The organism is uncultured Merdimmobilis sp. (genome assembly GCF_902471145.1).
Lineage (GTDB): Bacteria > Bacillota > Clostridia > Oscillospirales > Ruminococcaceae > Merdimmobilis > Merdimmobilis hominis.
Map to the genome: position 1 here is coordinate 285,541 of NZ_CABRJC010000001.1, position 12,770 is coordinate 298,310.

At 52.5% G+C, this 12,770-nt stretch carries 9 protein-coding genes and 1 pseudogene; 1 reads left to right on the top strand and 9 read right to left on the bottom strand.

Annotated elements, in window-relative coordinates; all coding sequences use genetic code 11:
- Positions 1-11: 11 nt before the first annotated feature.
- A complete protein-coding gene (locus RDQ42_RS01330) occupies positions 12-1,088 on the top strand; it encodes a GNAT family N-acetyltransferase (RefSeq protein WP_082398618.1) in 1,077 nt (358 codons plus the stop codon).
- 180 nt (positions 1,089-1,268) lie between these two features.
- Here RDQ42_RS01330 and RDQ42_RS01335 read toward each other — a convergent pair whose 3' ends face one another.
- The 9 genes and pseudogenes from RDQ42_RS01335 to RDQ42_RS01375 form a co-directional block, all read right to left on the bottom strand.
- Positions 1,269-2,408: a hypothetical protein gene (locus RDQ42_RS01335; protein ID WP_071427994.1), complete on the bottom strand. Its 1,140-nt coding sequence runs from the start codon at positions 2,406-2,408 to the stop codon at positions 1,269-1,271.
- Between the two features lie 249 nt (positions 2,409-2,657).
- Complete coding sequence (locus tag RDQ42_RS01340) at positions 2,658-3,863, bottom strand: hypothetical protein (RefSeq protein WP_231358169.1); 1,206 nt, start codon at positions 3,861-3,863, stop codon at positions 2,658-2,660.
- 200 nt (positions 3,864-4,063) lie between these two features.
- Entirely contained in the window at positions 4,064-5,095 is a 1,032-nt protein-coding gene (locus RDQ42_RS01345; protein ID WP_308588138.1) for a hypothetical protein, read from the bottom strand.
- Positions 5,096-5,394: 299 nt separating this feature from the next.
- On the bottom strand, positions 5,395-6,741 hold the full coding sequence (locus RDQ42_RS01350) for an acid shock protein (protein WP_308588139.1): 1,347 nt from the start codon (positions 6,739-6,741) through the stop codon (positions 5,395-5,397).
- Positions 6,742-7,025: 284 nt separating this feature from the next.
- Complete coding sequence (locus RDQ42_RS01355) at positions 7,026-8,336, bottom strand: hypothetical protein (protein WP_231358166.1); 1,311 nt, start codon at positions 8,334-8,336, stop codon at positions 7,026-7,028.
- Positions 8,337-8,718: 382 nt separating this feature from the next.
- On the bottom strand, positions 8,719-10,200 hold the full coding sequence (gene abc-f, locus RDQ42_RS01360) for a ribosomal protection-like ABC-F family protein (protein ID WP_071427990.1): 1,482 nt from the start codon (positions 10,198-10,200) through the stop codon (positions 8,719-8,721).
- 292 nt (positions 10,201-10,492) lie between these two features.
- Positions 10,493-10,783 carry a hypothetical protein gene (locus tag RDQ42_RS01365; protein WP_231358165.1) on the bottom strand — a complete coding sequence of 97 codons (291 nt, stop codon included), beginning with the start codon at positions 10,781-10,783 and terminating at the stop codon, positions 10,493-10,495.
- Positions 10,784-10,808: 25 nt separating this feature from the next.
- On the bottom strand, positions 10,809-12,125 hold the full coding sequence (locus tag RDQ42_RS01370; protein ID WP_054331832.1) for an amidohydrolase: 1,317 nt from the start codon (positions 12,123-12,125) through the stop codon (positions 10,809-10,811).
- Between the two features lie 81 nt (positions 12,126-12,206).
- Positions 12,207-12,770: pseudogene (locus tag RDQ42_RS01375) on the bottom strand (amidohydrolase); the annotation flags it as partial.

Consider the following 12,770-nt stretch of genomic DNA (forward strand, 5'->3'; position numbering starts at 1 on the left):
GGAATCTCATTATGAATCTTCTCATCCGGCCCGAATCCCCCCAGGACTTTAAAGCCATCCGCCAGGTGGTCTATGCCGCCTTTGAACAGGCACAGCACAGCGATGGGGATGAACACAACTTGGTGGAACGCCTGCGGCAAGATCCCGCCTACCTTCCAAGCCTTGCCCTTGTTGCCTTGGATGGGGCGCAGATCGTGGGTCACTGTATGCTCACCCGCCTCACCATCGGCGACAGTCCCTGCAAAGCCTTAGCTCTGGCCCCAGTGGCTGTGCTGCCCTCTTACCAAGGAAAGGGTATTGGATCCAAGCTCATTCAGCAAGCCATCTCCCAGGCCGCCCTAGAGGGGTTTGACGGGATTGTGGTGCTGGGGCACGCTGCCTATTACCCCCGGTTTGGGTTCGTTCCCGCTTCCCGATTTGGGATTCTCTGCCCCTTCCCGGTGGAGGATGCCAATTTTATGGCCTTGTCCCTGCGGGAAGACGGGCTAAAAAATGCAGCCGGAACCGTCCATTATGCCGGCGCATTCTTCCCCGATCCCCCCTTCCCCTTTGAGATCCACTCCACCCAGAACCCCATCTCCCCGGAAGATTTTGAACGGGTCTGGGGGCTGATGGACGCTTCCTTCCCCGCTTCCGAGCGCCGGGATTATGCCGGCCAAAAGGCTCTCCTGAATAAGGATTGTTACCATCTGCTGCTCCACCGGGATAGCTCCGGCCAGATCATCGCCTTTATGGCCATCTGGCGGTTGGATGGCTACACCTTTGTGGAACATCTGGCAGTGGATGGGGCCCAGAGAGGCAGCGGTTTAGGGGGGAAATTCCTCGATGCGGTCGCCGCCGGAGAGGGGCAGCCCATTGTCCTGGAGGTGGAACCTCCGGAAAATGGGGAGATGGCCCGCCGCCGGATCGGCTTTTACCAACGGCATGGGTTCCACCTCTGTACCCAGCCCTACTTGCAACCGTCTTTGCAGCCTCAATTTCCCTTTATGCCCTTGATGCTGATGACCTACCCCGATCCCTTGGAGGAGATGGATTTCGGCCTGCTCAAGGCTGCGGTCTACCGGGACGTCTACGGACTGGAGGAATAAGGCAGCACCGGTCTTGCAGTGCCCCTCTTCTCTCCTTCCTCCTTGTGTAGAGGGCTTAGCCTTCTCTCCCCCTCAGCCAAAGTTCTCTTTCATTGTCAAAAAAAGATGCGCGGCAGTTCCGGTTGGAACTGCCGCGCGTTTCATTTTTTGACGCTCAAGCCAATGGATTGGGTGTTATCCTTATCTGGATTTTTTGCTCAAAGCCAGAGCCGCGCCAGAGATGGCGATGACAGCGGTGGCGATAGCAGCACTTGCGCCCACACCAGTCTCGGGGTTGGGCTTGCCGCTGTTTCCGGAGTTGTTGGAACCATTCTCGCTGCTAGAGGAGTTAGAAGAGGTCTCAGAGCTGCTGGGCTCCATGCCCTCTACTACGGTGGAACCGTCTTTGATCTCCTTGTCGGTGATCACGAAGCGGCCCAGGGTGTTGGTTTCAAGAACCAGGGTCTCATCCTCTTCCACAAAGGAAGCATCCAGTTTTGTCAGCTTGCCATTCAGGTAACGGTACACATAGTAGTTGCCTTTGAAACCAGCCTCCAGATCGGAGACGTCCACGGTCAAGGTGCCTTTCCCAGGGAATTTGGTGCCAGCGGGGAAGGTGATGAATTTGAAATCGTTGTCCGGGTAAGCGGAGATGATTTCTTTGATGGCATTCTCATTGTTGAGCATGTTGATGGAATCCATGTCGTTGATGCTGGTCTGGAAGGTCCAGCTGCCGTTGGCAAAGGTCACCTTTTTGTAGTTGTTGACGCTGGCAATCCGCTCCAGCTGCTCTTTGGTGAACACAGGGGCATTAGGATCTGCGGTGATGTAGTCATCTTCGCCCAAGCTGCTTACCATAGAATCGGAAGCGAACTCATAGCCGGTGAGAAAGTTGATGTCCAGGGCTTCTACAGACTCCATACCAGCGCGTCTGCCAACCAATTTCATCCGGTAGGAAACTTCGGTCTGTTTGGTGGGCCAGCCAGCTTTTACCTTGACTTCCAGGTAGTTTTTGTCGCCCTCTTTGACAACTTTGAAGGAGTCGAGGCTGGATTTGCCTTCCTCATGCTCCAAGCGAAGGTTGTAGGACTTCAGGTCATCTTCCGTCAAGGGAGAGGTTTTATTCCCTTCTTCTTTGACATAGATGGGGAATTTGTACTCTTTGCCGGGGGTGAGAAGGGTGCCGCTTTCCAATGCGATGCCATCCTCATCCTTTTCCAGAACAATGCCAATGATCTCTTTGTCATTATCCGAAGCAGTCGAAGCTGTGTCTGCCATAGCAGTGGTTGCAAAGCTCATTGCAGTAACCATTGCAAGCAGCAACGCCATTGCTTTTTTCATAGTGTAAATACCTCCTGTTTTTTGGTGAGCGTCTTGCTCGAGTTCTATTATAGGGGCATGCCAGGAGGATTGCAACAGGTTTTTGTTGCCATTTTGTAATTATAGTAACAAAATGTAATAATAATGAAATCTATCAGGAAACAGATTCCTCTATTTTCTCTTATCCCATCAAAGAAACGCCATATTCAACAGGAAAACCGCCCCGTGCCCGAAGGCCGAGGCGGTTTAAAATCAAAGTTTGCGAAGCGCCTATCTGCATCCGCAGTGACGGGATTCCACCCGGCAACCTGCTCCCGCAAAGGCGGGGGCCACGCCGTTTCCTGCACGCAGACGAGCTTGCCTACCGCAGGAACCCTCTACAGGGCAATCGATTCCCCACATGGGACAACTTTCACAGTTCTCTACACACATCTGCATACACTGGTGGATCTGTCTATACAAGGCACCGACCCCGGTGTTGGGGTTGGGCTTCCCCGAAGGGGCAGGGCTAGGTGTCCCTGCAGAAGAACTAGAGGACGCTATGCTGCTGGAACCGCTTGAAGCTGGTGTACTGCTACTGGAGGTAGAAGATGCTTTGCTGCTGGAACTACCGCTGGGTGAAACCGAACTATCCAGTTTTTTGTCCGAAGCAACATAGGAAGTCAACTGTTTGGTGGTGAATTCCAGGTAATTCTCTTTGACTTTGGTGGTATCTAGCTCTACCAAGCCTTTGCTGGTGATCTCATAGGCGTATTTGGCACCAGGGGCGTAAATCCGGAATTTACCCTTGGCGTCTTCAAAGGTGGGTTTGGCGTAAAAGGAGATGTAGGTCAAATCCGCATCATCGCCGTATTCTTCCTCCACCCATTCGACTGGTTCAGTGGAAGAGAGGATGTTGAAGGAAAGCTTTTCATCCAGACGGACAGTATACTCTGATTTATAATCAAAAATCAGAGTGCATTTATCCAAATTGCTGCCAAATTCAATGATAGGCTCTTCCGGGTTCACATAATAGACCTCATCAGAGACATAAGCCGTGTCATTATAGCCAACTTCAAACTCCAAGTAGGTTTCCCCTTCTGCGAGTTCTTCACCCCGGTTGTCGCTATTGCGTTTTTCCTTAGCATTGATCTGAATTTTAATCAATTTTGGTTCTGTATAAGACAGCCCTTTTTTGGCTTTAAATACTAAATCATACGTGCCATCTCGCTGTTTTTCGATGTCACATTTTTCAATATATTGCTTACCCTCCAAAATCTTGAGGGATGTACGAAAATATTCGTAGAACTCAGAATCCAATTCATAGCCGCCGGATTCCAAGTTAAATTTATAAGTTTTACCGGGCAGATAGTAGTAAGCATCATCGTTGTTATTCATATCCACTTCATCAATGATAGCGTTTTCTTCTGCAAAGGCAGGCAGCGCCATTCCCATGGCCAGAGCCGCAGCCATAAGAGCCGCCAATAGCTTTTTCATGGTTAACTCCTCCTAAAATTGCTGGATCAGATTACCTTTATTATACCCGATCTTTTACAGAAAGGGAACCCCCAAGCAAAATTTTACAGAGATATTACAAATTGGTAACAACAGGCCACAAGATATGAAAAAACCCGCCCTGGAGAGGAGGCGGGTTTGATCATGTTTTGGAAGAAACCTTTACGAGTGTAGCGAAAAGATTATCTGCCGGTGCCGGGGTTGGGTTTCACAGTATCGGAAGGAGTGGTCTCGCCCTCGGTATCGGTGCTGTCGTTGACGATCTCCAGCTCGGTGTCGGAGATGACCCAAGAATCGGGGAACTGTTTCACAGTGAATTTCAGAGCCTCGTAATCAGTGTCATAGGTGGTCTTTACAGCTTCCAGTTTGCCGTCGTTCAGAGCATACAGGAAGGAACCCTCGTCAGCGTACAGATAGAACACACCGTTTCTGTTGAACTTAGGAGCGTTCAGGAAGTTGATGAACTCCAGCTCGGCGTAGCTGTATTTGGCAGCCAGTTCAGCGTTCTCGGTGAAGTTGTAGCCCAGGTAGAGTTTCTCCTGATCGTCGACATTGATGTCGTACTGGCCAACCTCATCGAACTCGATGGTGATGTCGCCCAGATCATCCTCAAAGCCAACTACGGGGAAGTAAAACTCAGAAGCATCGTCGTAAACGATGTAATCATCGCTCACTTCATCATAATCATCTTTATCCGCGCCGACAACATCCTCAACGAATTTAATGCTCTTGTGAGACAGCTCGCTGAAGTTCAGTTTCAGGGTGGACATCTCGTTGTTGGGGGAAGTTCTGTACAGCTTGATCTCACCAGTCAGATCTTCAAACTCAACAGTGGATTCAGCGTTGGTGTAAAGAGCAACCCAATAACCATAGTCTCCGTTATTGTCTCTCTTGTACTCAACTTTCAGCTCTTTGACCAGGTCAGCGCCGTTGGTCCAGTCGCCTTTGGCTTTCAGCTTCTTCATGTCCTTGTCTTCGTAGTCAGACTTATGATCCAACTTGAAGTAGACGGTGGTACCCTGTTTCAGGTTACCGCCTGCTTTCAGCCAAGAATCGCCACTTTTCCAAGTGTAATAGGTATTATCATTTTCAAACCATGCTTTTGCATCATCCTCAGTCTCGACGGTGAAGTCAGCGAGGCTAGCAGCAAAAGCAACAGAAGCGGTACCGGCGACCATCAGAGCAGCCAGAACCAGAGAAAGTGCCTTTTTCATGGGATTTCTCCTCCTCAAAATTTCTTACAGTCCGCCAAAGGTACATACTCTCCAATATATTCCTTTGAACTACCGCTATTATACCGTATTTTGGCAGGGAATGCAATACTTTCCTCCGTTTTTCTGTCATAATTTTGTAATATTTCCAAAACAAAAACCCCTCAACCGGGAGAGTCGGTTGAGGGGTATTGCAGAAACCTATTGGAGGTTTACTTGGCCGCGCATTTTACGGCAACGGCACCTGCCGCAATGAGTGACACGGCCGAAACCGCCAGCGCGAAGGTAATCACAGCGATAAATTATCTACCGGTGTTGGGGTTGTATTTGTCGCCGGGGTTGCCGCCAGTGGTGCCGGTGGTGCCACCGGTGGTGGGGTTAGAGGAAGAAGTGCCGGAGGAGGAAGCATCCTCAGAAGAAGAGGAAGCGGACAGATCCAGCTCGGTGTCGGAAACTACATAAGAGCCCAGTTTGCGGGTTCTGATCTTCCAAGCGCCGTAGTCCTCATCGTACTCAGCTTTGGAGATTTCTTTCAGGCCGTCAGCGGTCACTTCGTAGATGAAGGAATCCTCATCGGCGTAGATGTACAGATCGCCGGTTCTGTTGAAGGTGGGGTTGGCAGTCCATTTGATGAACTCCAGGTTGGCATCGGGGTATTTGTCAGCGATGTCAGCATTGAACTTGGTGGAGTAGCCAACGTTAACGTCGGACTGGCCATCCAGGTCAACGGTGAACAGAGCCAGCTCGCCGTCTTTGCCAAACTCGATGTCGGTTACGCCAGCGTCATCGGCAACATCCAGAACGTAGTTGTCGGTGTATTTGTCCAGATCAACGGTAATGGAGTCTTTGTCGTCACCAACCTGCTCGTCGGTTTTCTTGTTCTTAACTTCCAGCTCCAGGTTGTAGTAGTAACCGTCATCTTTGTTGTTCTTAGCATCGGTGATGGTCTTACCAACGCGGATGTCACCAGACAGATCCTGGGTCTTGGTGGAGGTGCTGTCTTTCAGAGTGATGACCACCAGGTATTTGTAGCCTCTAGCAGCATCGTTCTCTTTCTCGGTCAGAACAACATCAGCGACTTTCTTAGCAATAGTCTCTCTCTCAGTCTCTGTGATAGCCATCCAGTCAAAGTTAGAATCATCATTGTTCATGACGGAATCTTTGGCCAACTCAATTCTGATGCTCTTCATAGCCTTTTCTTTGCTATCAAAAGTACCGGCTTTGATGCCCTTCGCCTGAACAGTCAGATTCTGATCTTTGCCGCCAACCTTAACAGTAAGCTTAATTTCCTTGCTGTTCTCTTTTACAATGTAATCAACGGAAGCAGCAACATCCTCGGTTTTGCGGTACTCGATCTCAGCGCTCTCTACCAGAGAAGAACCAACTTTCCAGTCGGGGAACACTTTGTTCTTGTTGACTTCTTTCTTTTCGTCTTTGTCATCGCCTTGCAGCGCGATAGCAATCTTGTCGCCGTATCTAACTTCGCTACCATTAGAAATTTTAGTATAAACGGACTCGTCTTTGTCCCACTTGTACAGCTGGGAGTCCTGATCTACATACACTTTAGGATCAGTTGTTGCAGCAAAAGCAACGGAAGCAGTACCAGCAACCATCATTGCAGCCAGAATCAGAGCAAGTGTCTTTTTCATGGGGTTATTTCCTCCTTACAATTTTTCAAATAATCAGTTTTACCGCGGGGGCGCTCTCCACATCCCCTTGGTGTAACCCCATTATAGCCGATGCTGGAACAAATTGCAAGACCTTTTTGATATTTTTTTGTAATTTATTTGTAACTATCTAACTCCCCTGGTGAAATTCGTTACAAAGATTGTAACTTTTTGGCGTTCCTATGCGGGTTTGCTGGCCCACGCAAAAAAACACCCCCGGCCCAGAGCCAGGGGTGTTTTTGGAAGAAAAGATTCTCTATCGCGAATTATTCCTCGTCTTTAGAAGCTTTTTTGTAGGCTGCTGCGCCAGCGGCAACCAGGGAAACCGAGGCAGCGGCTACGGCTGCACCTACCATATCAGCAGAGCCGGTGTTGGGGTTGCTGGGCTTGGTGGTGGTAGAGCCGCCATTGCTGGAACCGCCGTTGCTGGAGGAGCTGCTGGAAGAGGAAGAATCATCCTCTACAGCGGAACCGTTGTAGGAAAGCTCCACATCGCTGATGGCGTAGGAGGTCAGGGTTCTGGTCTCAAACACATAAGCGGAGGAATCCTCGTCGTATTTGGCGTTCAGCTTTTTCAGGCCGTTTTCGGTCACTTCGTAGATGTAGGAATCCTCATCGGCGTAGATGTAGAACTCACCGATGCGGTTGAAGGAAGGCTTGCTGGAGAAGGTGATGAAGTCAATGCTGGCATCCTCGTTCTGGTCGATGATGCTGCTGACGGGCTTCTCGGTGTAACCCAGGAACAGCTCGTCCTGATTCTTGGCATTGACAATGAAGGTGAAATTGTTGCCGAAGGTCAGCTCCACTTCGCCATCCACATCGTCAAAGGTGACAACAGGGGCATCTTTGGAAACTTCCAGGCTGTCGCCGTCTACATTAGCTCTCTCATAAGCAACCACTGCGTTGACCTCCACAGAGCTGGCGGAAGAGGAGTTGCTGCTGGTCTTCTTGACCACCTTCACGGTGCCGTTCAGATCGACCTCTTTGGTGCTGTAGGAAGCTTTGGTGTTGATCTGGGCCACATATTTGTAATCGGTTTTAAATTCCTGGGTGTAGGTCTTGATGACTGCCGCTTTCTGCTCTTCGGTCAGGGGGACCTCAGCAATGGCGGCAGCACCGGAAGAGCTGGAGTTGTCTTCCACTTTTACAGCGTCGACGGCAGCTTTCAGAGCGTCCAGGCTATCATAGGAAGCAGCCAGGCCGTACTGGGGGTTCTTGGTGATGTATTTGCCGGTGGCCTCCGCTACCTTTTTGGTGGTGATGGAAGCGCTTTCAAAGCTGGATTTGCCGGTCTGCCAGTCGGTGACAACTTTGTACTGGCCAGCCAGTTTGGTGGGGATGTTCTCACCAGCGTTCTCAGGCAGAATCTCGATGAAGAACGAATCGCCGGGCTCCAGGGACAGGTTGCTGCCGTCGACTTTGTTCAGGACGTTGCTGTCTTCGTCTTCCAGCATATAAATGGCAGAAGTCTCGTCTACCTTAATGGTTTTGGTGTCGGTGGTGGTGTCAGCAAAAGCCACGCTGGACATGCTGGCCAGCATTGCACAGGCAATTGCAAGGGCGAGAGTCTTTCTCATGGGTGGTTTCCTCCTTGGTTTTTGGTTGATGATGAATCGTTTCGGCCTAGTGGGTCTTCCCCATCGGCTGTCGCCATTATACCGTGGCTTTTTCAAAACGGCAACACCCCAAATTGAAACCACTTGTCATTTTTTTGTAACTATTTTATATTATAGTTGCACAATTAATTTTGTTTATTTCAGTTTTTTCATTGTGATTTTATACATTTTTCTACAAAACACTCGCCCAGCATTCCCCACTGGTGGCAGTGGCTTCCGATTCCATCCCCAGATATTGCAAACCTATTTTGCACTGGCGATTCCTTCCAAAAGCGAAAGCCCAGCTTGCCGTTTTCCCGAAAAACCCCTTGACTGCGCCATTTTTCGCCCTCCTATTCCCCGGTTATCCCAGCAAGACCTGCTTGGTTGCCACCTTCTCGCAGAACATTCTGTCATGCTCCACAAACAGCATGGTGGGCTGGAATTCCTCAATCAGCACCTCAATCTGGGTGCGGGAGATCAAATCCACATAGTTGAGGGGCTCATCCCAGATATACAGGTGAGCCGGCTGGCAGAGGCTCCGGGCCAGGAGGATTTTCTTCTTCTGCCCTTGGCTGAGGGCCTCCAAGGGCTTCTCCAGCTGGGCACGGGAGAAATCCAGTTTCCGTAAAATGGCTTTGAACAGGCTTTCGTCCAGCCCTTCCCGCTGGATAAATGCCCGCATCTCCCCCGCTAAAGAGGAGGTGTCCTGAGGCACATAGGAGAGCATCAGGCCACTGCCCATCCGCAGCGTGCCAGACGCCTTGACTTCCTCCCCCAATAGAAATTTGAGGATGCTGGATTTCCCCGACCCGTTGCGCCCCACCAGGGCCACCCGTTCCCCCCGCTTGACGGTGAAGGACACTTCCTTTACAGCAATTTTCTCCCCATAAAAAAGGGATAGGTCTGTCGCCTCCAACAGCGTTTCCTTATAATAAGGAGTATAGGGGAGCTTGAGGCGGCCAGCCTGTTCCAGGTTGTGGAGAAGCTCTGCCTTCTCCTGGGCGGCATCCTCCCGCCGGGCTTCGATGGATTTGGCCCGCTTCATCATTTTGGCGGCCTTGTGGCCGATGAATCCCCGGTCGGGCCGCAGCCCGGCGTTGCGGGTTCCCTTTTTGGTTTTCTCCACCGCGTCCGACCATCCAGCGGTCCGGCGGGCGGCCTGCTCCAACCGCTTGATATCCTTTTTCAGCTGCTCGTTCTCCGCCAGTTCCCTTTGGTCCTGGCGGTCCTTGTTCTGCTGCCAGGAGGAGTAGTTCCCCCGCTGCACTTCAATATCCGCCCGGTTGATGGACAGCACATGGTCCACACACCGATCCAGGAAAGCCCGGTCGTGGGAGACCAAGATAAACCCCTTCTTCCCCGCCAGGTACTCCCCCACCTTCTCCCGGGCGAGGGTGTCCAGGTGGTTGGTGGGTTCATCGATCAAAAGGAATCGGTTCTCCTTTAAAAAGAGGGCCGCCAGCAGAGTTTTGGTCTGTTCTCCATTACTTAAAGTAGAAAATGGCCGGTATAATACCCCTTCCTCCACCTCCAACAGGGAGAGCTCCCGCTGAATCTCCCATAGCTGCGCCTCGGGGGCAATCCCTTCCAGGATGGTCAAGGTCATCTCTTCCCGGTCTTCCACCGGGTAGGGGAAATATTCAAACTCCACCGAGTGGGTGATGGTTCCGGTATATTCATACCTCCCCAGCAGCAGGTTTAAAAAGGTGGTTTTTCCCCGGCCGTTGCGGCCAATAAAGCCCAACTTCCAGTCGGTGTCGATCTGGAAGGAGACATCTTCAAAAATGTTGTCAAAGCTGCCCTCGTAGCCGAAGGTCAAATGGGACACTTGAATCATAGACATTTGCATCGCCTCCAAACAAAATGGCCCCACAGGGCGAAAAAAGCCGCGAGAAAGAATTCCTTTCCCACGGCTTTGCGACGCACAGGGCTATCCCCTTAAAAAGGGACGGCATCCGCTGGAATGAGGCAACTCTTTCTTGCAGCGGGCAACACAAATCGGGCGGCCATCTGCCGCCAGCCATCGGTTCCCCAAATCACTAGCAAGAAAAATTGCGCACATTCCCAGCTCCCATCTGTTTGAAATTATGGGTATCATAGCACATTCCAATGGCAGTGTCAATGGAAACGCCCCATTAAAACAGGGTTCCCAAGACGACCTCCGGCCATGCATCCCGGAAGGGCACCCCATCCAGAGACGCCTGTTCCAGGAGGAGGGGGATGCTGCCATACCCCGTTTCCCGCTCCCCTTGGCAGAGGGAAACATAGGCCACCTGGGTATCCCGGGAGAGGAAGTATTCCCTCCCCCGGTAGGTAAACTCCAGCTCCCGCCCCGCTTCGATCAGATAGGCAAGCGCCGGCAGGGATTTTTTCTCGTATAACTCCTGGACCATGCGGTCGTGGAGATCGAAAGGCGACGGCTGCAAAGGTACCCTCTCCCTTCCCGGCCGCTTATTGCAGCTGGCCCCACTCTCTAAGGTACTGCTCCTTGGTCATAATGGGGCGGAATTCCTCCTTCACCCGAAGGGCCTCTCTGGCGCCGTCGCACAGCAGGTCCACCACCGTCATGGCCAGGGCCTTGCTGGATACAATATAGGACATCTCCTTGTCGGCGATGGAGTAGTTGCTGTTGTGGGAGATGCCTGCGGCTCCGGTGGTCCTGCCTTGGATAACTGGCATCAAAGCGGAGAGGTCGCCCAGGTCGGTGGAACCGCCCATCATGCCGTGGTCGAAGAGGACGTTCTCCTCCCCTAAAAGGGCGCAGTAGTTCTCGTACAGCAGCTGCTGGAGGTTTTTGTCCGGCTCCACCGGCATATAGCCGGGGATTTCGGTGATCTCGCACTGGGCCCCCACCGCGTCGGCGCCGGCTTTAAAGGCCCGGTTGACTTTGGCGGAGGCATCCAGAATGGCGGAGACGCTGGAGCCGCGGACATAAGTCTCAATGCGGACATCGGCGGGGACCACATTGACCAAATCGCCGCCCTTGGTGATGATGGGATGGACCCGAATGTGGTCTTTGTCCTGGAAGGTTTCCCGGTTGGCGTTGACCGCCGCCAGTCCGATCTGGGCGGCGTTAAGGGCGTTGATCCCCAGGTGGGGCGCGCCGCCGGCATGGGCCTCTTTGCCGATGTAGCGGACCAGCTTGCCGGTAAACCCGTTGTAAGCGCCGCCCGCCTGAGCGAGACCGCCGTTCTCCAACAGGCTGGGGACGGTGAGGTGGTGCATGACCACCATGTCCACATCGTCGAAGAGGCCCAGTTTGATAAACTCCTGCTTGCCGCCCAGGAAGGTGATCTTGCCCTCTTTTTTCAGCTGGCTGCGGTACTCAATCTCGGCGTATTCCTCAGCGGGGATGGCGATGAGGGTGACATCGCCGGAGAGTTCTTGCAATACGCCGCTGTATTTTAGGCCGTAGCCCACCCCCACCATGGCGGCGATCTGAGCATTGTGGCCGCAGGAGTGGGCGGCACCAGTCACGGGGTCGGCAAACTCCTGCTGGGGTGCGATAATGGCATCCAGTTCCCCCATGACCGCCACGTTGACCTTAGATTCCCCGCCCTTCAGTTTGGCCATCACTCCGGTGAGGGCCAAGCCGCTCTGGTAGGAGAAGCCCAGTTTGTCAAACTCCTCGCAGACCTTCGTTGCGGTGCGGGTCTCCTTATACCCCATTTCCGGGTGGCGGAAGATGTCCTCCCCCAGGGCGATGATCTCTTCCCGGTGCTGGTCGATGGCAGCGCAGATTTTTTGCTTTAGCTCGGTTCTATCCATCTTGTCCAAATCCTCCTAACCTTTTTTTACAGTAATTGCAAAAAGAGAGCGCCGGAAACCGGCGCCCTCTTACAAGGCAGATTATTCGATGTGGCCCCAATCCTTCAGGTACTCCTCTTTGGTCATGAGGGGTTTGAAGTGGGATTTGATCTCCAGGGCCTTGGCAGCGCCGTCAGCCAGCAGGTCGATGGTGGTAGTAGCCAGCAGTTTGGCAGCGGTGATGTAAGCCAGCTCCTTGTCCGGGACCTCAAAGCTCTCGCTGTGGAAAATGCCTTCCGCACCGCCCACATGAGCGTGGATGATGGGCATGATGTGGGACAGGTCGCCAGCGTCGGTGGAACCGCCGGTGCCAGGGCCTTCCAGGTCGACTTTGATCTTGTCAGTGTCAACCAGCTTCAGGGCGTTCTGATACATCACGTCATCCAGCTCGTTGTTGACCACGAAGGGCATATAACCAGGCAGCTCGGTGACTTCGCACTGGGCGCCCACTGCGTCGCCGCCGGCTTTGAAGGCACGGGTGACTTTAAAGCTGCCGTCCAGGATGGCGGGGACGTTGTTGCCGCGGACATAGGTCTCGATGCGGACGTCGGCGGGGACCACGTTGACCAGGTCGCCGCCCTTGGTGATGATGGGATGGACGCGGAT